The sequence below is a fragment of the Streptomyces sp. DH41 genome (assembly GCF_029813785.1).
Taxonomy (GTDB): Bacteria; Actinomycetota; Actinomycetes; order Streptomycetales; family Streptomycetaceae; genus Streptomyces.
This window is the reverse complement of record NZ_JARVKY010000001.1, coordinates 266507-289379: the sequence shown is the minus strand read 5'-3', so window position 1 is coordinate 289379 and position 22873 is coordinate 266507. Positions and strand designations below refer to the sequence as shown.

The window sequence follows — 22873 nt, the reverse complement described above, 5'->3', positions numbered from 1 at the left end:
GGATCGCCGGGGTCACTTCTCCCCGTCGGCGGCCTGCCTGCGGAACCTCTCCGGCAGCAGGCCGCCGTCCCGCCGCTTGTCCCAGCGCTGGAACCGCAGGCAGCCGGCGACGTCGCAGCGCCAGTAGTCGTGCACGTACGGGATCTTCAGCTGTTCTTTCACGGCCGACCGCTCGGCGTCGTCGAGCGGGCGGAAGTCCTGCATCCCCCCGCAGGTGGGGCAGGCCAGACTCTTCCTCATCGCATCCTCCGCAGCGCCCGTGGACCGGGACGGCAGTACAGCGCGCGGCCCGCGCGCCGCGCCAGACGCCGCACGGGGAGAACCGGGGGACCGGGAGCCCGTACGGCGCGCGGGACGGGCCCGCGCGCCGGTGGTGGCGAGGCCCGCGCGCCGGTCAACCCGCCGTGCCGGAGGGGTGATTGGGTTTCCGGCGCGCGTCCCGCCGCCCGGAGCCGTACGCTCGCCACGACGACCTCGGCGGCGTACAGCGCCCATGACGGAGACCCTCATGACGGAGGCCCGATGACGGAGATCGACACCTCGGTGCCGCACTCGGCCCGGATCTGGAACTACTGGCTGGGCGGCAAGGACAACTACCCCGTGGACGAGGCGGCCGGCGACGCCTACACCGCCGTCTTCCCCGGCATCGTCACCATCGCCCGCGGCAGCCGCGCCTTCCTCGGCCGCGCCATCCGGTACCTGGTGCTGGAGGCGGGTGTACGGCAGTTCCTGGACGTCGGCACCGGGCTGCCGACGGTCGACAACACCCACGAGGTCGCCCAGCGGCACGCACCCGAGGCGCGGATCGTCTACGTCGACAACGACCCGCTGGTCCTGGCCCACGCCCGCGCCCTGCTCACCTCCACCCCCGAGGGCGCCACCGCCTACGAGGACATCAGCCTCTTCGAGCCGGACCGCGTCCTCCGGGCGGCCGGCCGCACCCTCGACCCGGGCCGCCCCACCGCCCTCGTCCTCAGCGGCATCCTCGGCCATGTCGCCGACCACGACCGGGCCCGTGACCTGGTACGTCATCTGATGGCCGGCCTGCCATCCGGCAGCTACCTGTGTGTCAACGACGGCTCGCGCGGCACCGACCCGGACTACGAGGCGGCCCAGGACGGCTACAACGAGACCGGCGCCGTGCCGTACTTCCTGCGCCCCGTCGACCAGATCGAGGCCTACTTCGAGGGACTGGAACCGGTGGACCCGGGTGTCGTGTCCGTCCCGCTGTGGCGCCCGGACCCGTCCCCGGACGGCGCGGCCCCGCGGCCGATCGGCCAGCACGGCGGCCTCGCCCGCAAGCCCTGACGCCCCTGCGTGCACAGAAAGCCCCCGCGAGTCACGTCCTCGCGGGGGCTTCCCTTCCTCCGCCTGCCGCCGTGAAGGGTGAGAAGACGATCACGAGGCAGGACGACCCGGGTACTCAGCCGGTCACGGCGCCAGCAGCAGCGTGTTCGTACGGGACCGGGCGGCCTCGAAACGCTTCGCCACGTCCTGCCAGTCGACGACGGCCCACATGGCGTCGATGAAGTCGACCTTCTGGTTCTTGTACTGGAGGTAGAAGGCGTGCTCCCAGGCGTCGAAGACCAGGATCGGGGTGGCGCCCTGGCCGACGTTGCCCTGGTGGTCGTAGACCTGCTCGACGATCAGCCGCCCGCTCAGCGGCTCGTACGCCAGCACGCCCCAGCCGGAGCCCTGCGTGGTCGCGGCGGCCTTGGTGAGCTGCGCCTTGAAGCCCGCGAAGGAGCCGAACGACTCGGCGATCGCGTCGGCCAGCTCGCCCACGCCGTCCGCCTCCAGCGGCTCGCCGCCACCGTCGCCGGTCATGTTGTGCCAGTAGATCGAGTGCAGGATGTGCCCGGAGAGGTGGAAGGCGAGGTTCTTCTCCAGGCCGTTGATCGAGCCCCACGTCTCCTTGTCCCGCGCCTCGGCGAGCTGCTCCAACGTGTCGTTGGCGCCCTTCACGTAGGCGGCGTGGTGCTTGTCGTGGTGCAGCTCGATGATCTCGGGGCTGATCACGGGGGCCAGCGCGGAGTAGTCGTACGGCAGTTCAGGAAGCGTGTAGACGGACATGGCGGATCCCCTCCGACCTCTTATTGCAAAAGGCTTGCAAGTGCACGCTAGCAGCAAGAGGCCTCCGAGGGGCCGAAGGGCGGGCGGGCGTGCCGGGGCACGCCCGGAAGGGCACGCGAGGGCATGAGAGAGGGCCCCCGCACGGATCCGTGTCCGTGCGGGGGCCCTCGGGGCGTGTCCGGGCGGTGGCTAGCCGCGCGCCCGCCGCCGCTGCCACGCGTAGCCGACGGCCGCCAGGGCCAGCGTCATCCCGCCCGTGGAGTACAGCTGCACCCGGGTGTCCGGCTCGCGGGCCATCAGCACGAAGACCGTGGCCATGGCCGCCAGCGCGACCCACGTCAGCCACGGGAAGCCCCACATGCGCACGACCAGCTTCTCGGGCGCCTCCCGCTCCAGCCGGCGCCGCAGCCGCAGCTGGGAGACGGCGATGAAGATCCAGACGACCAGGATGACCGCGCCGATCATGTTCAGCAGCCAGGAGAAGACGTCGTCCGGCCGCCAGTAGCTGAGCAGCACACAGCCGAAGCCGAAGAGGGAGGAGACCAGCACCGCGATCCGCGGCACCCCGCCCGAGACCCGGCCCAGCGCCTTCGGGCCCTGGCCGCGCTCCACCAGCGAGTAGCCGATGCGCGAGGCGCCGTAGATGTTGGCGTTCATGGCGCTCAGCAGCGCGACCAGCACGACGACGTTCATGAGCTCGCCGGCGCCCGGGATGCCGAGTTCGTCCAGGGCGGCGACGTACGGGCCCTTCTCCACGACTTCCGGGGAGTCCCAGGGCACCAGGGTGACGATGACCGCCATCGAGCCGATGTAGAACAGCGCGATCCGCCACATCGCCGTCCGCACGGCGCTCGCCACGCCCTTGACCGGGTTCTCCGACTCGGCCGCCGCGATGGTCACCGTCTCCAGGCCGCCGTAGGCGAACACCGAGGCGAGCAGGCCGATGATCAGACCGTTGCCGCCGTTCGGCAGGAAGTCGCTCAGGTGCGAGGTGCCGGGGGAGTCGGTGCCCGGCAGGACGCCGGTGATCGCCAGCACGCCCAGCACGAGGAACAGCGAGATCGCGCCGACCTTGAGGGCGGCGAACCAGAACTCGAACTCACCGAAGTTCTTCACGGCGGCCAGGTTCGTCCCGCAGAACACCACCATGAACAGCGCCACCCAGGCCCACTCCGGCGTGCCGGGCAGCCAGCCGTGGACGATCTGCGCGGCACCGATGCCCTCCAGGCCGACGGCCGTGCACAGCAGCACCCAGAAGGCCCAGCCCGCGGTGAAGCCGGCCCAGGGGCCGATGGCCCGCTCGGCGTGCGCGGAGAAGGAACCCGACGACGGATACGCGGCCGACATCTCGCCCAGCATCCGCATCACCAGCATCACGAGGAGGCCGGAGAGGGTGTAGGCGATGACGATCGACGGACCGGCGGCGGCGATACCGGCCCCGGAGCCGACGAACAGCCCGGCGCCGATCACACCGCCGAGGGCGATCATCGACAGGTGGCGCTGCTTGAGGCCGTGGGAGAGGGAGGCGTCGTCCGACTGCGGTGGCTTACCGGTGGCGGTGCTGTTGGACATGGAGCGACTCGTCCGATGCGTGGGGGGCGGGGGCAGGGCAAAAACGCCCACAGTCTCCGGGGTCGCGAGGGTGGGCGACAGCGGCTGCCCACGATACGGACACTCTCGATACGGAACGTGATCGTCCGAATGCGGGATTCCGTTTCGGGTGAGGTCCGCCTCCCCGCCTCGGTGACCGGTGTCACGCGCGATCGCGTGTATCCCGCGTCCTTTGTCGGGAGCCCACCAAGGCGTCGATCGCGCCTTTGTCGAGCGCTGCTGGTGATCGGGCCCGGTCCGCTGGGATAGCGTCGCGGTGTTCCGACATGTCCACACCACCGCGGAGTCCCCATGAGCACCGCTGCCGTCCCCGCCCGATCCGGGCAGGTCCTCGCCGACCTCATCCCCTCCTCCCGAGTCCGGGACGTCGCGCTGGTGGCCGGCGGTGCCGTTCTCACCGGCCTCGCGGCCCAGATCGCGCTGCCCGTGCCCGGCTCCCCGGTGCCGGTGACCGGCCAGACCTTCGCCGCGCTGCTCGTCGGCACCTCGCTCGGCGCCCGCCGCGGCCTGCTCTCGCTCGCGCTGTACGCGCTGGTCGGCATGGCCGGCGTGCCGTGGTTCGCGGAGGGCGGCTCCGGCACCGGCGCCCCGTCGCTGGGTTACGTCTTCGGCATGCTGCTCGCCGTCACCGTCGTGGGCGCCCTGGCCCGCCGCGGCGCCGACCGCTCGATGCTGCGCACGGCCGGAACGATCCTGCTGGGCGAGGCGGTCATCTACGCCGTCGGCGTCCCGTACCTCGCCCTCGCCGCCGACATGTCCCTCACCGCCGCGATCGCGGCCGGCCTCACCCCCTTCCTGATCGGGGACGCGCTGAAGGCCGCCCTGGCGATGGGCGTACTGCCCACGGCCTGGAAGCTGGTCGGCAAGCGGTAGCACCGCGCCCCGTGCCGCGGTGGTGCCGCGGCAGTGCCACCGAAAGAGGCTCGCCGGATCGCAGCAGCGACCCGGCGAGCCTCTTTCGCGTCCCGGCGGCCGTCAGTCCTTACCGGCGGCGGCCTGCTGACTGACGGCCTTCCGGCCGGCGGCCTTCTGCCTGACGACCTTCTGCTTGACGAAGGCGACGGCGAGGACGAGCGCCGCGACGAGCAACGACAGCAGCACGGTCGTACGCCCGTTGTGCTCCGTGTCGGTCAGCATGTAGCCCAGCACGAAGACGATGACACCGGCCGCCGCCCAGGTCAGATACGGGAACAGCCACATCCGTACCACCAGCTTCTCCGGCGCCTGGGCCTGGATGATCTTCCGCATCCGCAGCTGCGAGAAGCAGATCACCAGCCACACGAAGAGGGCCACGGCGCCGGAGGAGTTGACGAGGAAGAGGAAGACGGAGTCGGGGAACTCGTAGTTGAAGAAGACGGCGACGAAACCGAACACCACGGACACGAGGATCGCCGTCCGCGGCACACCCCGCCGGGTGGTCCGGGCGAAGGCCTTCGGCGCGTCACCGCGCTCACCCAGCGAGAAGGCCATGCGGGAGGCGGTGTAGAGCCCGGAGTTGAGGCAGGACAGCACGGACGTCAGCACGATGAAGTTCATGATCTGACCGGCGTTCGCGATGCCGAGCGAGTCGAGGGCGGCCACGTAGGAGCCCTGGTCGATGATCGACTGGGAGTCCCAGGGCAGCAGCGCGACGACGACGAAGATCGAGCCGAGGTAGAAGACGGCGATCCGCCAGATGATGCTGTTGGTCGCCTTGGTGACGGCCCGCTGCGGGTCCTCGGACTCGCCGGCGGCCAGGGTGGGGATCTCACTGCCCATGAACGAGAAGACGACCAGCAGCACACCGGTCAGGATCGCCCCCGCCCCGTTCGGCAGGAATCCGCCGTGCTCCGTCAGATTGGCCAGCCCCGCCTGCTCGCTGTCGACGCCGGGCAGCACCCCGAAGACGGCCAGCCCGCCGACGACGATGAACGCGGCGATCGCGACGACCTTGATCCCGGCGAACCAGAACTCGAACTCGCCGTAGGAGCCGACCGACGCCAGGTTGGTGGCGGTCAGCACGACCATCACGATCAGGGCCCAGCCCCACTGCGGGACGGCCGGTATCCACCCTTCGAGGATCTTGGCCCCCGCGGTCGCCTCCACCGCGAGCACCACGACCCAGAAGAACCAGTACAGCCAGCCGATGGAGAACCCGGCCCAGGGCCCGAGCGCCCGGTCGGCGTGCGCGGAGAAGGAACCCGAGGTCGGGTTGGCGGCGGACATCTCCCCGAGCATCCGCATCACCAGCACCACGAGCGTGCCGACGAGGGCGTACGAGAGAAGGATGCCGGGCCCGGCGGTGGCGATTCCCGTACTGGAACCCACGAACAGCCCGGCTCCGATGACGCCGCCGATGGCGATCATCGAAAGATGGCGGTTCTTGAGTCCGGCCTGGAGCCCGGACCCGGGTTCCGTGGGACCTTCGGGCCCGTTCTCGGGCTTCGACAGGGTCGGCTGCGAAGTCATGGGGGGTTTTCCTTTGCGCCGGTCGAGGAGTCTCCCGTACGAGCGGTGTACGAGCCGGACCAGTGAAACGGAGGTGAACGGATTCAGGAACCTTTGATTCCGGATCGTTACTTGAGCTTTCCCTGAGGTTCTATACCTTCACTCGCTCTTCTCAGACCCGCCACCCGACGCTGCCGCCCCCGGACCCGCGTGTCACACTCGACCCATGCGCGTGTATCTCGGCTCCGACCATGCGGGCTACGAACTCAAGAACCACCTCGTCGAGTGGCTCAAGGCGGCGGGCCACGAGCCCGTCGACTGCGGCCCGCACATCTACGACGCCCAGGACGACTACCCGCCCTTCTGCCTGCGCGCCGCCGAGCGTACGGCCGCGGACCAGGGCGCCCTCGGCATCGTGATCGGCGGCTCCGGCAACGGTGAGCAGATCGCGGCGAACAAGGTGAAGGGCGTGCGCGCGGCGCTGGCCTGGAGCGAGGAGACGGCGTCCCTCGGCCGGCAGCACAACGACGCCAACGTCGTCGCCGTCGGCGCCCGCATGCACACGCGGGAGGAGGCGACGAAGTTCGTCGAGACCTTCCTCGCCACCCCGTTCTCCGGCGACGAACGCCACATCCGCCGCATCGACATGCTCACCTCCTACGAGACGACGGGCGACCTTCCCCCCGTCCCGCCGCACCACCCGCAGCAGTAGGTCTGCCACCCGGCGCTCCCCCCTTCCCTCCCCGGTGCGTGAGCGCCGGGGAGGGCGAGAGACGACACCCGGGGCGCGGCCCGGGCGCTCGGAGGGCCGGCCGAGCCGGGCGGGCGGGCAGAACGCAGGAAGGACGACCCCGTGCCAGAAGGGCACACGATCCACAGACTGGCCAAGGACTACGCCACCGCCTTCGCCGGCCGGCCGGTGCACGCGTCCAGCCCCCAGGGCAAGTTCTCCGACGCCGCCGCCCTCCTCACCGGCACCCCCCTCACCCGCACCGAGGCCCACGGCAAACACCTCTTCCTGGGCTTCCGGGACGCCGAGTGGATCCACATCCACCTCGGCCTCTTCGGCAAGGTCACCTTCGGAGGCACCCCCGCGCCGCCCCCCACGGACACCGTCCGCCTCCGCCTCGCGGGCGACACCGCCTACGTCGACCTCCGCGGCCCCACCACCTGCGCCCTGATCACGGAGCCCGAGAAGCAGGCGATACACGACCGCCTCGGCCCCGACCCCCTGCGCCCGGACGCCGACCCACAGGCCGCCTACCGCCGCGTCTCCCGCAGCCGCACCACCGTCGCCGCCCTGCTCATGGACCAGAAGGTCATCGCCGGCGTCGGCAACGTCTACCGCGCCGAGGTCCTCTTCCGCCACGGCATCGACCCGTACCGCCCCGGCCGGGACATCACTCCCACCGAGTGGGACGCGATCTGGCGGGACCTCACGGAACTGATGAGCGAGGGCGTCCGGAACAACCGCATCGACACCGTCCGCCCCGAACACACCCCCGAGGCCATGGGCCGCCCGCCCCGCGTCGACGACCACGGCGGCGAGGTCTACGTCTACCGCCGGGCCGACCAGCCCTGCCACCTCTGCGGCGAGACCGTCCGCACCGCCGGCCTCGCCGCCCGCAACCTCTTCTGGTGCCCGTCCTGCCAGCGGAAGCAGGACTAGGGGGTGTCGTTTGGATCTTGCCGGGGTCGCGGGGTCTGGCACGCACATCTGCGGCGTTGTCGTCGGTTGCCAGGGCTCCGCCCTGTCGCCCTCCTCCGCCTTGCAGCCGCACGCACCAGACCCCGCTCGGCTCCGACTGCAAGGCGCCGTCTTCTGGAGCCGACCTGATCCAAACGACACCCCCTAGGCGAACCGCGCCACGACCGTCAGAAGACCGTCAGAAGCCGTGCGGCAACCACGGCGCGACGTCCGACCCGAACCCCACCGACGCCTCCGCCAGCGCCCCGCGCCGCACCTCCCGCACCCGCCCGGCCGCGCCCAGCGAAGCCAGGCTCACGCCGCCGAGATACGCCGCCCCCAACTCCCGTACGGACAGGGTGAGATCCGCCGCGTCGGTCGTACGCTCGCAGGACGCCCCCTTCGCGTCCCCGGACAGCCGCCAACGCCCCGCGTTCCAGGGGCAGAAGGCGTCCTCCACCTCGAACACGACGTCCACCGGCGCCTGGTAGGTCCGCGCCGCGAGCGCGGCCCCCACGTCCACCAGCCGTACGTACAGCGCGTCCCGCAGCCCCGGCCGGCACCGCCGGATGTCCGACACCTGGTGCTGCCACGCCTCGTCGACCGGCCGCCCGCGCACGGCCAGCGTCGTCGTCAGGTCGACGCCGAACAGGAAGCGCCACAGCGCCGCGTCGGTCGCCGGGTCCAGCCCGGCCAGATCCTCCAGCACCACCGTGCCGGCCGGCCCCTCGGCCCCCCAGCCCGGCCGCACCCGGAACCGCGCGTACCCCGTGACCTCACCGTCCCGCCGGGCGACCACGCACTGCAACGGCGAGGCTCCCTCCCGTTTGCTCTCCGGGTCCAGCAGCCCCACCCGCTCCCAGCCGGGCCGGCGGGCCAGCATCCCGGGCCGGCCGGGCACCAGTCGCGCGTACACGGCCTCGCACGCGTCGAGGACGTCCGCGGGCTCCGCGTACCGCAGCCGTACGTCATCCGTGCCGTCCGGCACCGACAGACGTACCCGGTCCGTATCGATCTCGGCGTTGACCTGGAAGGTCGCGGCGCCGTACCCGAACCTGCCGTAGATCGCCGGTTCGGAGGCCGTCAGTACGGCCAACGGCTCACCCCAGGACCGTACGTCGTCCAACTGCCGTCGCATCATCGACGTCAGCACACCCCGACGCCGGTGAGTGCCGGCGACGGACACCATCGTCACGCCCGCCGCGGGCACCTGAGCACCGCCCGGCACGGTCATCCGGAAGCCGAACGCCCCGGCCGTCCCGACGCACTCGTCGCCCTCCCAGGCGCCGAGCGAGCGGTCGACCTCGGTCAGAGTGTTGTACAACTCCAATTCCTCGGCCGACTCCGGGACCCCGCTGAAGGCACGGATCAGCGTCGCGTACCACTTGTCCCACTCGTCCCGCGCCAGTACCCGCAGCTCGGTCCTCATGCCGCCGTCGCCGTCACCCATGCCAGTGCCCATGCTCATGGGCCATGCGTATCAGGGTCCCGGGGAGCGGGCGAGGGAATTTCCGGCAGGTGGCGGCGCGACGGCCGTTCGTGAAGTTCACTGTGAAGTCATGGGTCTCGGACGGGGGACAAGTAGGACCTCCCGTGCCAAGCGCCCGGTCCGATGGATAGGGTCCCGAACTAATGGCAGCAGGACGACAGCGGCGCGCGGAAGCCGACACGTTCACGGCCCGGTGGAAGAAGCAATGGCACCGGGCCCGCGTCGGCGTGCGCAGATCCGCCGTCGACTACTTCCGCGGCGACGGCTCGGACTGGATCGCCCTGGCCGGACTGCTGCTCATGATCCCGGTCATCGCGGCCACCACGATGGCGAACTCCGTGTGGTGCTCACCGGCCGCGCTGGTCCTGCCGATCGTCGCGGGCGGCCTGCTGCTGCGCCCGGCGAGCCTGCTCGGCCTGTACGCGGCGGCGGCCACGGCGCTGATCGTGGAGTCGGTGCAACTGGGCCCCTACACCGAGGGCCCCTCCCGGGTCACTCCCGGCGTGGTCCTGGTCGTCGCGGCCTGCGGTTTCTTCGGGCTGCTGGTCGCCCAGTTCCGCAGCCGGGTCGGCGTGCCCTGGCGGCGCGGCGGCACCATGCTCTTCGACCTGCGCGAACGCATCCGCGTCCAGAGCAAGTTGCCCCAGCTGCCGCCGGGCTGGCACCGGGAGATGGCGCTGCGGCCGGCCGGCGGGCAGTCCTTCTCGGGGGACTTCGTCGTCGCCGCACGCACCAACGGCGGCCGGACGCTCGAGGTCGTCCTCACCGACGTCTCCGGCAAGGGCATGGACGCGGGCTCGCGCGCCCTGCTGCTGTCGGGGGCGTTCGGGGGGCTGCTGGGCAGCCTGCCCCCGCACGCGTTCCTGCCGGCGGCCAACGGCTACCTGCTCCGCCAGGACTGGGACGAGGGCTTCGCCACCTCCATCCACCTCGTCCTGGAACTCGACTCCGGGGACTACGAGCTGTACTCCGCCGGACACCCGCCGGGCCTCCAGCTCAGCGCGGGCACGGGCCGTTGGGAGGAGAAGTCGACCGAGGGACCGCTGCTGGGTGTGTACGACGGGGCACAGTTCGACCCGGTGAAGGGCTCGCTCCGACCCGGAGACGTGTTGTTGCTGTTCACGGACGGCCTGGTGGAGACCTCCGAGCGTGACATCACCGAGGGCATCGACCGCCTCACCGGCGAGGCCGACCGCTATGTCGCGGGCGGCTTCCACGGCGCCGCCTGGCATCTGATCGAGGCGGTGGCCAAGGACGTCAACGACGACCGGGCCCTGCTGCTGATCTGCCGGGAGGGCCCGACGGCCCAGTCCCGGACGGCGGCGGACTGACACACTGGACCGCGTGTCCCACACCCCTTCCCACACGCCCGAGCCCGCTTCGGACTCTGCCCCGGGGCCCACTGCGGACTCTGCCTTCGAGCCCGCTGCCGGGTCCGCCCCCGAGCCCGCCCGGTGGCTCTCCCTCGCCGAAGTGGAGGCCGCCGCCCGCGCCGCCCACGCCGGTCAGACCGACAAGGCGGGCCGGCCGTACGCCGAGCACCTGCGGGCCGTCGCCGAGGGCGTGCGACGGCGTGGTGGTGACGACGAGCAGATCGCGGCGGGCTGGCTGCACGACGCGGTCGAGGACGACGCGCTGTCCGAACGGTGGCTGCGGGAGGCCGCGCTGAGCCCTCGTACCAAGGACATCGTCCTCGCCCTCACCAAGCGGGCCGGGGAGCCGCCCGAGGCGTACGCCGCACGCGTCCTCGAAACGCCCGGCGCGCCGCTGGTCAAGGAGGCGGACCTGGCGCACAACGCCGACCCCGTACGACTCGCGGTCCTCGACGAGGCCACCCGCACACGACTGACCGAGAAGTACGCGCGGATGCGCGCACTTCTCGGCCTGGTGGATCGAGGAACGGACACCTGAGGCGAGGCGCTCGCAGCGGACGGAACCCAGGGCCTGGCTAGACGGAGACCTTCTCGCCCGTCTCGCTCGGCGCTCGTGCCTCGTGGGCCTCACGCGCCTCGGTCTTCTCCCGCCGCTCGCGGTCCCGGGCGTCCTGGCCCGGATCCCGCTTGAAGGCCCAGTCCATCCTCGGCTCCACCACGCACCGCAGCACCCGCTGGACGGGCTTGGTGCACAGCAGGGTGATGACGGCGGCCGCGAGGACGGTCAGTAGCACCGCACCGAGCGGCTTGTCCCACGCGGGGTCGTGGAACCAGCCCGCGAAGGTGCCTTCCTTCGACAGGAAGCCGTGCAGCAGGTAGCCGTAGATCGTGCCCGCGCCGAGCGCGGTGAACCACATGCGCCGGCCCGGCACCCAGGCGAAGAAGCACGCGGTCAGCACCAGCGAGCAGCCGAAGAGCGCGAGCGTCAGGACCGGACCGGACCACCAGGGGGCGCCCGCGTCCTGCACGGCGGCGTTGCGGTAGAACCAGCCGGTCTCCATGCGCGGCACCGACCACCAGCCGATGACCACGGCCGCCGCGACCACCGGTACGGACAGGATCCGCACCGAGCGGCGCCGGACCAGCTGGAAGTGCTCGGGGCGCAGCACCAGGCCCAGCACGAAGCACGGCAGGAACTGCAGCACCCGCTGCATGTTCAGGTCGTTCCCGATCGTGGGGGTCACGGAGGCCAGCGCGGCGATGCCCAGGGCGATCGGCAGCGGCCAGCGGACGGTCTGCCAGATCGGCGTGGTCAGCCGCCAGATGAACAGCGCGCACAGGAACCACAGAAGGTAGGTGGGGTCCAGCAGGCTGATCTCGTTGGAGGGGTCCTCGCTGAAGCGGCGGTGCAGCGCGTAGGCGACCTCGAAGACGACATAGGGGACGGCGACGCCGGTAATCAGCCGTTTGACGCGCTTGGGGCTCAGATCGAAGCTGCGCGAGAAGTAGCCGGAGATGATGATGAAGGCCGGCATGTGGAACGTGTACAGGACCCGGTACAGGGTCTCCACGGTCCGGTTCCCGTCCAGGATCTGTCCCCAGGCGTGACCTACACCGACCAGCACGATCGCCAGGTACTTGGCGTTGTCGAAGAAGGCGTCGCGCTGTCGGCCCGGCGGGGTCCGCCGACCGGTCCGCGTCTGCTGGGGGGGAGTCTGCTGGTCCGGTGTCTGCTGGTCCGGTGGGGACGGCGTCTTCCGGTCGCCGTGCGGTCGCAGCGAGCTCGTCATGCGACCCCCCGCCACATAATCGGCGGGACGTCGCAGGACCTCACTGCTCTGGTGGGGGACGAGGCAGCGTAGAACATCTGAGGCACCCTAGCGTTCTCCGTGGGATTCCGTAAAACCTTCGAAGTCATTCCCGTATTCGGGCCCCGATTGCCTTTCGAGTGCCCCGCATTTCGGGGAACCCGGCCTCTCCGGCCGGGTGACGGCCCCCACATTGCCAGGTGTGGCCGGGCGTCCTAGCGGCTGCTGGGCCATCCGACTTGTCATGACTCATCATGACTAAGCTGCGCATAAGGCCGGTGGGCGACTCCGCTGCAATGTCCGCTTCAATGTGCTCACGGGGTTTGTGGGGCGACCCTGTGACCTCCCTGTGATGTACCGAGGGTGTGTGTCCCGCGACAATTCGAAATATCTACGAACGCGTTGTGTGGACATCGAAACGAAGCGGCTGGAATTCCCCGGGCGGGCGTCGTGTCGAATTTCTGTGCGGGGCGTGATGGAGGGGTACGTCCGCGTGTGCGGGGAAGCGCGCCACCCGGGATCCGGCCGGATGATGTGTCACCAGCCGCATAGCGGGGCCCGGTTGGTGGCACGATGGTCCTGGCGGGGGTGTGCGGCGCTGCACCTCCGGGCCGGGAGAGCGGACCGATCGAGGGTGTGATCAGTTGTGGCCATTTCACTGTCAGTGGTGCTGCTGTTGGCAATCATCCTGGTGGTGCTGCTGCGAGGAGGCTCCATCAAGGCGGGCCCGGCGGTCGTCGCGGTCCTCTTCGGCTTCTTCCTGGCCTCGACCGGCATGGCCGACGACATCCAGCGGTTCCTGGACTCGATAGCGGACACGCTCAACTCGATCCAGTTCTAGCCCGGGCCGCACAAAGGCCTCCGGCCCGGTCCCTTGGCGGGACCGGGCCGGAGGCCTCTCGGAGCGGGCGACGGGAATCGAACCCGCGTAGCTAGTTTGGAAGACTAGGGCTCTACCATTGAGCTACGCCCGCACGGTGCGCGCCACGGGTCGGTGACCGCGGCACTGCAGGCATCTTAGCGGGTCGTCCCCCCTCGCCGCACACCCCTTCCGGTCCGCGCCGCTCCGTCACCGACGCTCGGGAAACCCGGCGGCCCCGGTGCCCGGCGGCATGTACCCTACGTCTCGCACCAGACGGGGTGTGGCGCAGCTTGGTAGCGCGTCCGCTTTGGGAGCGGAAGGCCGTGGGTTCAAATCCCGCCACCCCGACCAATCGCCGGCCACCGCGGTCGTGACTCACCGGTCACCCGCGGGTCGCTACTCACCGGTCACCGCGGGTCCCGACTCACCGGTCACCCGAGAGTCCCGACTCACGGGTCACCGCGGTCCTGGCCCCTCAGTGGCTCCGGCCCGGCCCCGCACCGGCGACATCCGGCCCCCGGCCGGTCCGTCCGTCCGGCGGCCTCGGGTGATCGACCGGTGGTTCCGGTGATCGCCTTTTGGGCCGTGTAGTCGCTGCCGTTACTATGCAAGCTGCACGCCCGTGCGTCATCAGGTCTGAAGTCTCCGGGCGGCGAAACCTGCCGGACGCCTCTCTGGCTCCGGCAGAACCCAAGAAGTCAGCCACCAAGGAGACCGAACCGTGAAGAGCGCCGTGGAGACCCTGAACCCGACCCGGGTTCGGCTCACTGTCGAGGTGCCCTTCGAGGAGCTCAAGGACAGCCTCGACGCGGCGTACAAGAAGATCAACCAGCAGGTCACGGTGAAGGGCTTCCGCAAGGGCAAGATCCCGGCCCGGGTCATCGACCAGCGGTTCGGCCGCGGTGCGGTGCTGGAGGAGGCGGTCAACGACGCGCTTCCGAAGTTCTACACCGACGCGGTCAACGAGGCCGAGCTGAACCCGCTCGGCCAGCCCGAGGTCGACATCACGGAGCTGAAGGACGGCGAGACGCTGAACTTCACCGCCGAGGTCGACATCCGCCCGGCCATCGAGATCCCGGACTACTCCGGCATCGAGGTCGAGGTCGACGCCATCGAGGTCAGCGACGAGGACGTCGAGAAGGCGGTGGAGCAGCTGCGCGAGCGCTTCGCCTCCACCTCCCCGGTCGAGCGTGCCGCCGAGGACGGCGACGTCGTCACCCTCGACCTGCAGGCCAAGGTCGACGGCGAGGTCCTCGAGGACGGCGTCGCCGACGGCGTCTCCTACACCATCGGCTCCGGTGAGCTGCTGGAAGGCATCGACGACGCCGTGAAGGGCGTGGAGGCCGGTGGCGAGGCCACCTTCACCTCCGAGCTCAAGGGCGGCTCGGCGGCCGGCCAGGAGGCCGAGGTCACCGTCAAGGTCACCCAGGTCGCCAAGCGCGAGCTGCCCGAGCTGGACGACGACTTCGCGCAGCTCGCGTCGGAGTTCGACACGCTGGAGGAGCTGCAGGCCGACAGCCGCAAGCGCCTGGCCAACACCAAGCAGTACGACCAGGCCACGCAGGCCCAGGAGCGCGTGCTCGACAAGCTCCTCGAGCTGGTCGAGGTCCCCGTCCCCGAGAAGCTCCTCGAGGACGAGGTCAACACCCGCAAGCACAACCTGGAGCACCACCAGCTCGGCCAGATGGGCCTGGACCTCGAGAAGTACCTGGAGCTCCAGGGCAAGTCCGCCGAGGAGTTCGAGACCGAGACCCGCGAGGCCGCGGTCAAGGGCATCAAGACCCAGTTCGTCCTCGACGAGCTGGTCAAGCAGGAGAAGCTCAACGTCAGCCAGGAGGAGCTCACCGAGCACCTCATGCGCCGCGCCGCCTCCTCCGGCATGTCCCCCGACCAGTTCGCCCAGGCCGTCGTCGAGCAGGGCCAGGTCCCGCTCCTCGTCGGCGAGGTCGCCCGCGGCAAGGCCCTGGCCGTCGTGGTCGAGAAGGCCACGGTCAAGGACACCAACGGCGAGGTCGTCGACCTGGAGGACGAGGAGGACGAGGCGGAGACCACGGAGGCCGCCGCCGAGCCCACCGACGCCGCCGAGGCCACCGAGTCCGGTGACGAGAAGGCCGACGCCAAGGCCGACGAGAAGACCGAGGGCTGAGCCCCCACCCGGCACCTGTGACGCCGTAACGACGGGCCCCGAGACGCACTCGCTTCTCGGGGCCCGTCGGCATACGCCCCGAGAGAGCCGTCGGCATGCGCCCCGAGAGAGCCGTCGGCATGCGCCCCGGGGGTGCCGTCGGCATGCGCCCCGAGAGAGCCGTCGGCACGCGCCCCGGGGGTGCCACCGGCATGCGCGCCAAGAGGCCTGCCGGGCCCGCTCCGCCGCCGTGGACGCGCTCGGCCCCGGAGCACCCGGGGCCGCCCACGACCGGCGTCACCACGGGCCCGCCGCACCCCGCTCACCCAGCGCAGCGACATGCGCTCACAGCGAACACTCGCGGAACCGGGATGGCACCGCAGGGCCTGCGCGTTAGGGTCCATGAATACGAGGGCAGGGGAGTCCCCGAAACCGGCCGGACGGCCCCAAGCCCCGGCAGAACACGTGAGACGGCCCGGCGCCGTCGTAAGACGAGCAGGTGGATACGTGACGAATCTGATGCCCTCCGCCGCCGGCGAGCCCTCCATCGGTGGTGGCCTCGGCGACCAGGTCTACAACCGGCTGCTCGGCGAGCGGATCATCTTCCTCGGCCAGCCGGTCGACGACGACATTGCCAACAAGATCACCGCTCAGCTGCTGCTCCTTGCCGCCGACCCGGACAAGGACATCTTCCTGTACATCAACAGCCCCGGCGGCTCGATCACCGCCGGCATGGCGATCTACGACACCATGCAGTACATCAAGAACGACGTGGTGACGATCGCGATGGGCCTGGCGGCCTCGATGGGACAGTTCCTGCTCAGCGCCGGCACCCCGGGCAAGCGCTTCGCGCTCCCGAACGCCGAGATCCTGATCCACCAGCCCTCCGCCGGCCTGGCCGGCTCCGCCTCGGACATCAAGATCCACGCCGAGCGGCTGCTGCACACCAAGAAGCGCATGGCGGAGCTCACGTCCCAGCACACCGGTCAGACGATCGAGCAGATCACCCGCGACTCGGACCGTGACCGCTGGTTCGACGCCTTCGAGGCCAAGGAGTACGGCCTCGTCGACGACGTCATCACCACGGCCGCCGGCATGCCGGGCGGCGGCGGCACCGGGGCCTGAGCCGCTCCCCGCGGGCCTCCCGGGTCTCCCGGGCCCCCGCGGAGCCGAGCCCAGCCCTCCGCGGGCCCAGCACGCCCGCCCAGCCGGCCCCGAGCCGACCGCCTCAGCTTCTTCCAGGAGACACTGTGAACGACTTCCCCGGCAGCGGCCCGCACGACCGCATGCGTGCCGAGTACACCGGCCCCTCCGCCGAGTCCCGCTACGTGATCCCGCGCTTCGTCGAGCGCACCTCCCAGGGTGTGCGCGAGTACGACCCGTACGCGAAGCTCTTCGAAGAGCGTGTGATCTTCCTGGGCGTCCAGATCGACGACGCCTCCGCCAACGACGTCATGGCGCAGCTGCTGTGCCTGGAGTCGATGGACCCCGACCGGGACATCTCGATCTACATCAACAGCCCCGGCGGCTCCTTCACGGCGCTCACGGCCATCTACGACACGATGCAGTTCGTGAAGCCGGACATCCAGACGGTCTGCATGGGCCAGGCGGCCTCCGCCGCCGCGATCCTGCTGGCCGCGGGCACGCCGGGCAAGCGCATGGCGCTGCCCAACGCCCGTGTCCTGATCCACCAGCCCTACAGCGAGACGGGCCGCGGTCAGGTCTCCGACCTGGAGATCGCCGCCAACGAGATCCTCCGGATGCGCGCGCAGCTCGAGGACATGCTGGCCAGGCACTCCACCACGCCGGTCGAGAAGATCCGCGAGGACATCGAGCGCGACAAGATCCTCACGGCCGAGGACGCCCTGGCCTACGGCCTGGTCGACCAGATCATCTCCACCCGGAAGATGAACAACGAGTCGGTTCGCTGACACGGAGCGGGTATCGTCTGCTGCTCCTTGGCACGGTCCACGTCAAAGTGAACCGTGCCAAGGGGGGCCCGGACGGGGGGCCCGGCAAGGTACCGTCGGACATAAGGCAGCACCAGGAGTCCGCCGGCCGTTGACGTGACGTCGACGGCCGGGAGTCTCCCAGGCGAAGGGGAAGCACACCGTGGCACGCATCGGTGACGGCGGCGATCTGCTCAAGTGCTCGTTCTGCGGCAAGAGCCAGAAGCAGGTCAAGAAGCTCATCGCAGGGCCCGGTGTGTACATCTGCGACGAGTGCATCGACCTCTGCAACGAGATCATCGAGGAGGAGCTGGCGGAGACCAGCGAGGTGCGCTGGGAGGAGCTCCCCAAGCCCCGCGAGATCTACGAGTTCCTCGACGGCTACGTCGTCGGCCAGGAAGCGGCCAAGAAGGCGCTCTCGGTAGCGGTGTACAACCACTACAAGCGGGTCCAGGCCGGTGAGAACGGCGGCGCCCAAGGCCGCGAGGACGCCATCGAGTTGGCGAAGTCCAACATCCTGCTGCTGGGCCCCACCGGCTCCGGCAAGACCCTCCTCGCCCAGACCCTGGCGCGCATGCTGAACGTCCCGTTCGCGATCGCCGACGCCACGGCGCTCACCGAGGCGGGGTACGTCGGCGAGGACGTCGAGAACATCCTGCTCAAGCTGATCCAGGCGGCCGACTACGACGTCAAGAAGGCCGAGACCGGGATCATCTACATCGACGAGATCGACAAGGTCGCGCGGAAGAGCGAGAACCCGTCGATCACGCGCGACGTCAGCGGCGAAGGCGTCCAGCAGGCCCTGCTGAAGATCCTCGAGGGCACCACGGCCTCGGTCCCGCCGCAGGGCGGCCGCAAGCACCCGCACCAGGAGTTCATCCAGATCGACACGACGAACGTGCTGTTCATCGTGGGCGGTGCCTTCTCCGGCCTGGAGAAGATCATCGAAGGCCGGGCCGGCGCCAAGGGCATCGGCTTCGGCGCGACGATCCGCTCCAAGCGGGAGCTGGAGTCCACGGACCAGTTCCAGGCCGTCATGCCCGAGGACCTGGTCAAGTTCGGCATGATCCCCGAGTTCATCGGCCGGCTCCCCGTCATCACCTCGGTCCACAACCTCGACCGCGAGGCCCTGCTCCAGATCCTGGTCGAGCCGCGCAACGCGCTCGTCAAGCAGTACGAGCGCCTCTTCGAACTCGACGGCGTCGAGCTGGACTTCGAGCGCGAGGCCCTGGAGGCCATCGCCGACCAGGCCATCCTCCGCCAGACCGGCGCCCGCGGCCTGCGCGCCATCATGGAGGAAGTCCTCCAGGGTGTGATGTACGAGGTCCCGTCCCGCAAGGACGTCGCCCGCGTCGTCGTCACGGCCGACGTGGTCCTCTCCAACGTCAACCCGACGCTGATCCCGCGCGATTCGCGGGGGCGCGGCTCGGGCGAGCAGAAGACGGCGTAGCCGCAGTCACCGTAGGAACGCGGAAGGGGCCCGGTCGACCGACCGGGCCCCTTCCGCGTTGCCGTTCCGGCGTCAGGCCTTGACGCGGACTTCCTTGCGGAGCTTGGCGGTGATGTCGGCGGCCTTCTCCGGGTCGCCGCCCTTGCCCGCCGCGATGTCGAGGATGTCCATCGGCATGACCCAGCCGAGCGTGCTGTGGTCACCCCAGATGCAGTACGTCATCGACATCTTCTTCGGTTCGTTCTCGCCGCCGGTGGAGTTGTCGACCTCGGCCTGCTGGCACTTGATGATCGCGCCCTCCAGGGAGTCCGGCTTGTACTCCTTCGGGGCGCCCTTCAGCGTGACGTCCTCGTCGCTGCCGCCCTTCTCGCTCTCCTTCTTCATGTGGGCGAACATCGCGTCGATGGTCTTCTCCGGGTCGTCGATGGTGCCGTAGACGCCGGCGAACACCAACTGCTTGGACGCCAGCGGGTTCTCCTCGTTCTTCGCCTCGTAGGCGGCGCTGACGTCCGTGGCGTCCTTCACCCCCCAGGACTCGGCGTCCTTCATGTCGCTCTCGTCCATGGTGCCGCCGCCGCCCTCGGCCTTCGTGTACTCGGTGAGTACCGTCGCCGGAGCGGTCAGCTTGTGCGGGCCGTCGTCGGCGATGCCCGAGCCGCCGGCGCCCCCGCCGCCGCCGATCACGAAGTACGCGCCCACGCCGATCGCCGCCACGACGGCGACCGCGCCGATGATCAGACCCGTCTTCTTCTTGCCGCCACCCGGAGCCGGGGGCTGGGGCATGCCGTACGGGGGCTGCCCGGGCGGCTGCTGCCCGTACGGGGGCTGCTGGCCGTAGGGAGCCTGCGGCTGGCCGTACGGGGGACTCTGCGGCGGGACGCCGCCCTGCTGCGGCTGCTGCGGGTAGCCGTAGCCCGGCTGCGCGGGCGGGGGCGTCTGCTGGGGGTAGCCATAGCCGGGCTGGGGAGCCTGCGGCGGCTGCTGGCCGTACGGCCCCGGCTGGCCGTACGGTCCGGGCTGCTGGGGCTGCCCGCCGTACGGGCCCGGCTGGTTGTGACTCATTCCTGGGTTCCCCTCCAGATGCTTACGTGATGCTGACATCCTGACCCAGACCTGGCGTGCGCAGGTCACCGGGGGCCGCACCGTTACAAAGGAAACGAGTTTCGGGACAGGGCCGTGACGGCCGTAAACTGACCCCCGTGACCGAGAACTCTCAGCAGCCGCAGCCCGCGCCCACCACCGAACTGCCGACCCAGTACACGCCGGCCGAGGTAGAGGGGAAGCTGTACGAGCGCTGGGTGGAACGGGGTTACTTCGAGGCGGACGCGGGCAGCGACAAGCCGCCGTACACCGTCGTCATCCCGCCGCCGAACGTCACGGGCAGCCTGCACCTCGGGCACGCCTTCGAGCACACGCTCATCGACGCCCTGACCCGCCGCAAGCGGATGCAGGGGTACGAGACGCTGTGGCAGCCCGGCATGGACCACGCCGGTATCGCCACGCAGAACGTCGTCGAGCGGGAGCTGGCCAAGGAGGGCAAGTCCCGGCACGACCTCGGCCGTGAGGCGTTCGTCGAGCGGGTCTGGCAGTGGAAGGCCGAGTCCGGCGGGCAGATCAGCGGGCAGATGCGCCGCCTCGGCGACGGCGTCGCCTGGTCGCGTGAGCGGTTCACCATGGACGAGGGCCTGTCCCAGGCCGTCCAGACCATCTTCAAGCGGCTCTACGACGACGAGCTGATCTACCGCGCCGAGCGCATCATCAACTGGTGCCCCAGGTGTCTGACGGCCATCTCGGACATCGAGGTCGAGTACCAGGACGACGACGGCGAGCTCGTCTCCATGAAGTACGGGGACGGGGACGACACCATCGTCGTCGCCACCACCCGTGCCGAGACGATGCTCGGCGACACGGCCGTCGCCGTCCACCCCGACGACGAGCGGTACAAGCACCTCATCGGCAAGCTCATCAAGCTGCCGCTGACCGACCGCTCCATCCCGGTCGTCGCCGACACGCACGTCGACCCCGAGTTCGGCACCGGCGCCGTCAAGGTGACGCCCGCCCACGACCCGAACGACTTCGAGATCGGCCGGCGCCACGACCTGCCCGCCATCACGGTCATGGACGAGCACGCCGTCATCACCGCCCACGGCCCCTTCCAGGGCCTGGACCGGCTGGAGGCCCGCTCCGCCATCGTCGCCGCGCTGCGCGCCGAGGGCCGGATCGTCGCCGAGAAGCGCCCCTACGTCCACTCCGTCGGCCACTGCTCGCGCTGCAAGACCACCGTCGAGCCGCGTCTGTCGATGCAGTGGTGGGTCAAGGTCGGCCCGCTGGCGAAGGCCGCCGGTGACGCCGTCCGCGACGGCCGCGTCAGGATCCACCCGCAGGAGATGGAGAAGCGGTACTTCGACTGGGTCGACAACCTCCACGACTGGTGCATCTCGCGCCAGCTGTGGTGGGGCCACCGCATCCCCGTCTGGTACGGCCCTCAGGGTGAGGTCGTCTGCGTCGGACCGGACGAGGAGCCGCCGACCGGTGAGGGCTGGCGTCAGGACTCCGACGTCCTCGACACCTGGTTCTCCTCCGGCCTGTGGCCGTTCTCCACGCTGGGCTGGCCGGAGCAGACCGACTCGCTCGCGAAGTTCTACCCGAACTCCGTCCTGGTCACCGGCTACGACATCCTCTTCTTCTGGGTCGCCCGGATGATGATGTTCGGCCTCTACGCGATGGACGGCACCCCGCCGTTCCACACCATCGCCCTGCACGGCATGGTCCGTGACCAGAACGGCAAGAAGATGTCCAAGTCGTTCGGGAACGTCGTGAACCCGCTCGACTGGATGGACAAGTACGGCTCCGACGCGCTCCGCTTCACCCTCGCGCGCGGCGCCAACCCGGGCGTCGACGTCCCGATCGGCGAGGACTGGGTCCAGGGCTCCCGGAACTTCACCAACAAGATCTGGAACGCCACCCGCTTCGCGCTGATGAACGGCGCGACGGTCGAGGGACCGCTGCCGGACGCGTCGAGGATGTCCTCGACCGACCGCTGGATCCTCTCCCGGCTCAACTCCGTGGTCGCCGAGGTCGACGCGTACTACGAGGACTACCAGTTCGCGAAGCTCTCCGACGCCCTGTTCCACTTCGCCTGGGACGAGGTCTTCGACTGGTACGTCGAGCTGTCCAAGACGACGTTCCAGGCGGGCGGCGAGGCCGCCGAGGTCAGCAAGCGCGTCCTGGGCGAGGTCCTCGACGTGACGCTGAGGCTGCTGCACCCGGTCGTCCCGTTCGTCGCCGACACGCTGTGGACCACACTCACCGGCGGTGAGTCGGTCGTCATCGCCGAGTGGCCGTCCGACTCGGGCTTCCGGGACGCCGACGCCGAGCGGGAGATCGAGACCGTCCAGTCCGTCGTCACCGAGGTCCGCCGCTTCCGTCACGAACAGGGTCTGCAGCCCGGCCAGCGGGTCCCGGCCCGGCTGACCCTCGACGGCACGGCGCTGGCCGCACACGAGGCGGCCGTCCGGCAGCTGCTGCGCCTCCAGCCGGAGGGCGACGCCTTCACGGCCACGGCGACCCTGCCGGTGGCGGGCGTCGAGGTCGCCCTCGACCTCTCCGGCGTGATCGACGTCGCGGCGGAGCGCAAGCGCCTCGCCAAGGACCTCGCCGCCGCCGAGAAGGAGAAGGCCCAGGCCACCGCCAAGCTGGGCAACGAGGCGTTCCTGGCGAAGGCGCCGGACAACGTGGTGGACAAGATCCGAGGCCGGCTGGCCAAGGCCGACGAGGACATCGCGCGACTCCGGGCCCAGCTGGAGAAGCTGCCGCAGGCGTAACGCCCGTACGTCGGTGAAGGCTCCCGGCGCCCCGAGGGGCGCCGGGAGCCTTCACGTCCGTCAGGGGCGCGGGACCCTATCGATGTGCGGCTCCGCCGCGCGGGCGCGACCAGCCACGACGGCGCCGCACACGCCACGGAACCTCAGCCGCCCCACTCCCCGGCCCGACCGTCGGACACTCTCCGTAGACTGGTC

19 protein-coding genes and 2 tRNA genes are annotated in these 22873 nt (G+C 70.3%); 13 read left to right on the top strand and 8 right to left on the bottom strand.

What is annotated here, in order from left to right; all coding sequences use genetic code 11:
- Positions 1-12: 12 nt before the first annotated feature.
- Positions 13-240 (bottom strand): hypothetical protein, encoded by a 228-nt coding sequence (locus QC283_RS01245; protein WP_279559402.1) that lies wholly within the window; start codon positions 238-240, stop codon positions 13-15.
- 282 nt (positions 241-522) lie between these two features.
- Here QC283_RS01245 and QC283_RS01240 point away from each other — a divergent pair, with 282 nt between their 5' ends.
- The gene (locus QC283_RS01240; protein ID WP_279559401.1) at positions 523-1308 is read left to right on the top strand and encodes an SAM-dependent methyltransferase; all 786 of its coding nucleotides are present in this window, start codon (positions 523-525) and stop codon (positions 1306-1308) included.
- A 123-nt stretch (positions 1309-1431) separates the two neighbouring features.
- On the opposite strand, the gene QC283_RS01235 is transcribed toward QC283_RS01240, so the two are convergent.
- Positions 1432-2073: a superoxide dismutase gene (locus tag QC283_RS01235; RefSeq protein WP_279559400.1), complete on the bottom strand. Its 642-nt coding sequence runs from the start codon at positions 2071-2073 to the stop codon at positions 1432-1434.
- Between the two features lie 189 nt (positions 2074-2262).
- Positions 2263-3645, bottom strand: coding sequence for an amino acid permease (locus QC283_RS01230; RefSeq protein WP_279559399.1), 1383 nt, complete (start codon positions 3643-3645; stop codon positions 2263-2265).
- Positions 3646-3975: 330 nt separating this feature from the next.
- Between QC283_RS01230 and QC283_RS01225 the strand changes: the two genes are divergently transcribed.
- On the top strand, positions 3976-4557 hold the full coding sequence (locus tag QC283_RS01225) for a biotin transporter BioY (protein ID WP_279559398.1): 582 nt from the start codon (positions 3976-3978) through the stop codon (positions 4555-4557).
- A gap of 102 nt (positions 4558-4659) precedes the next feature.
- Here the strand turns inward: QC283_RS01225 and QC283_RS01220 are convergent, their stop codons facing one another.
- The gene (locus QC283_RS01220) at positions 4660-6132 is read right to left on the bottom strand and encodes an amino acid permease (protein WP_279559397.1); all 1473 of its coding nucleotides are present in this window, start codon (positions 6130-6132) and stop codon (positions 4660-4662) included.
- A gap of 205 nt (positions 6133-6337) precedes the next feature.
- On the opposite strand from QC283_RS01220, the gene QC283_RS01215 reads away from it, so the two are divergent.
- Together QC283_RS01215 and QC283_RS01210 are read left to right on the top strand one after the other, a co-directional pair.
- Positions 6338-6823, top strand: coding sequence for a ribose-5-phosphate isomerase (locus QC283_RS01215; RefSeq protein WP_279559396.1), 486 nt, complete (start codon positions 6338-6340; stop codon positions 6821-6823).
- Positions 6824-6964: 141 nt separating this feature from the next.
- Positions 6965-7780, top strand: coding sequence for an Fpg/Nei family DNA glycosylase (locus QC283_RS01210; protein WP_279559395.1), 816 nt, complete (start codon positions 6965-6967; stop codon positions 7778-7780).
- 217 nt (positions 7781-7997) lie between these two features.
- Here the strand turns inward: QC283_RS01210 and QC283_RS01205 are convergent, their stop codons facing one another.
- Positions 7998-9260: a GNAT family N-acetyltransferase gene (locus tag QC283_RS01205; protein ID WP_443032529.1), complete on the bottom strand. Its 1263-nt coding sequence runs from the start codon at positions 9258-9260 to the stop codon at positions 7998-8000.
- 170 nt (positions 9261-9430) lie between these two features.
- Between QC283_RS01205 and QC283_RS01200 the strand changes: the two genes are divergently transcribed.
- On the top strand, positions 9431-10618 hold the full coding sequence (locus QC283_RS01200) for a PP2C family protein-serine/threonine phosphatase (RefSeq protein ID WP_279559394.1): 1188 nt from the start codon (positions 9431-9433) through the stop codon (positions 10616-10618).
- A 142-nt stretch (positions 10619-10760) separates the two neighbouring features.
- Positions 10761-11198, top strand: coding sequence for an HD domain-containing protein (locus tag QC283_RS01195; RefSeq protein ID WP_279559759.1), 438 nt, complete (start codon positions 10761-10763; stop codon positions 11196-11198).
- Positions 11199-11235: 37 nt separating this feature from the next.
- On the opposite strand, the gene QC283_RS01190 is transcribed toward QC283_RS01195, so the two are convergent.
- The gene (locus QC283_RS01190) at positions 11236-12450 is read right to left on the bottom strand and encodes an acyltransferase family protein (protein WP_279559393.1); all 1215 of its coding nucleotides are present in this window, start codon (positions 12448-12450) and stop codon (positions 11236-11238) included.
- A gap of 664 nt (positions 12451-13114) precedes the next feature.
- On the opposite strand from QC283_RS01190, the gene QC283_RS01185 reads away from it, so the two are divergent.
- The gene (locus QC283_RS01185) at positions 13115-13309 is read left to right on the top strand and encodes a hypothetical protein (protein WP_279559392.1); all 195 of its coding nucleotides are present in this window, start codon (positions 13115-13117) and stop codon (positions 13307-13309) included.
- Positions 13310-13371: 62 nt separating this feature from the next.
- On the opposite strand, the gene QC283_RS01180 is transcribed toward QC283_RS01185, so the two are convergent.
- A tRNA-Gly gene (locus QC283_RS01180) sits at positions 13372-13442 on the bottom strand.
- A 162-nt stretch (positions 13443-13604) separates the two neighbouring features.
- Between QC283_RS01180 and QC283_RS01175 the strand changes: the two genes are divergently transcribed.
- From QC283_RS01175 to clpX, 5 genes are all read left to right on the top strand, one after another.
- Positions 13605-13681 (top strand) — tRNA-Pro (locus QC283_RS01175).
- A 370-nt stretch (positions 13682-14051) separates the two neighbouring features.
- The gene (gene tig, locus QC283_RS01170; RefSeq protein WP_279559391.1) at positions 14052-15476 is read left to right on the top strand and encodes a trigger factor; all 1425 of its coding nucleotides are present in this window, start codon (positions 14052-14054) and stop codon (positions 15474-15476) included.
- Between the two features lie 498 nt (positions 15477-15974).
- Entirely contained in the window at positions 15975-16580 is a 606-nt protein-coding gene (locus tag QC283_RS01165; RefSeq protein WP_031040345.1) for an ATP-dependent Clp protease proteolytic subunit, read from the top strand.
- Between the two features lie 125 nt (positions 16581-16705).
- Positions 16706-17386 (top strand): ATP-dependent Clp protease proteolytic subunit, encoded by a 681-nt coding sequence (locus QC283_RS01160; RefSeq protein WP_279559390.1) that lies wholly within the window; start codon positions 16706-16708, stop codon positions 17384-17386.
- Between the two features lie 181 nt (positions 17387-17567).
- Positions 17568-18854, top strand: a complete 1287-nt coding sequence (gene clpX, locus QC283_RS01155; RefSeq protein WP_279559389.1) for an ATP-dependent Clp protease ATP-binding subunit ClpX — start codon at positions 17568-17570, stop codon at positions 18852-18854.
- Positions 18855-18926: 72 nt separating this feature from the next.
- Here the strand turns inward: clpX and QC283_RS01150 are convergent, their stop codons facing one another.
- Positions 18927-19916: a hypothetical protein gene (locus QC283_RS01150; RefSeq protein ID WP_279559388.1), complete on the bottom strand. Its 990-nt coding sequence runs from the start codon at positions 19914-19916 to the stop codon at positions 18927-18929.
- A 137-nt stretch (positions 19917-20053) separates the two neighbouring features.
- Between QC283_RS01150 and QC283_RS01145 the strand changes: the two genes are divergently transcribed.
- Positions 20054-22678: a valine--tRNA ligase gene (locus QC283_RS01145; protein WP_279559387.1), complete on the top strand. Its 2625-nt coding sequence runs from the start codon at positions 20054-20056 to the stop codon at positions 22676-22678.
- The last annotated feature ends 195 nt before the right edge of the window (positions 22679-22873 follow it).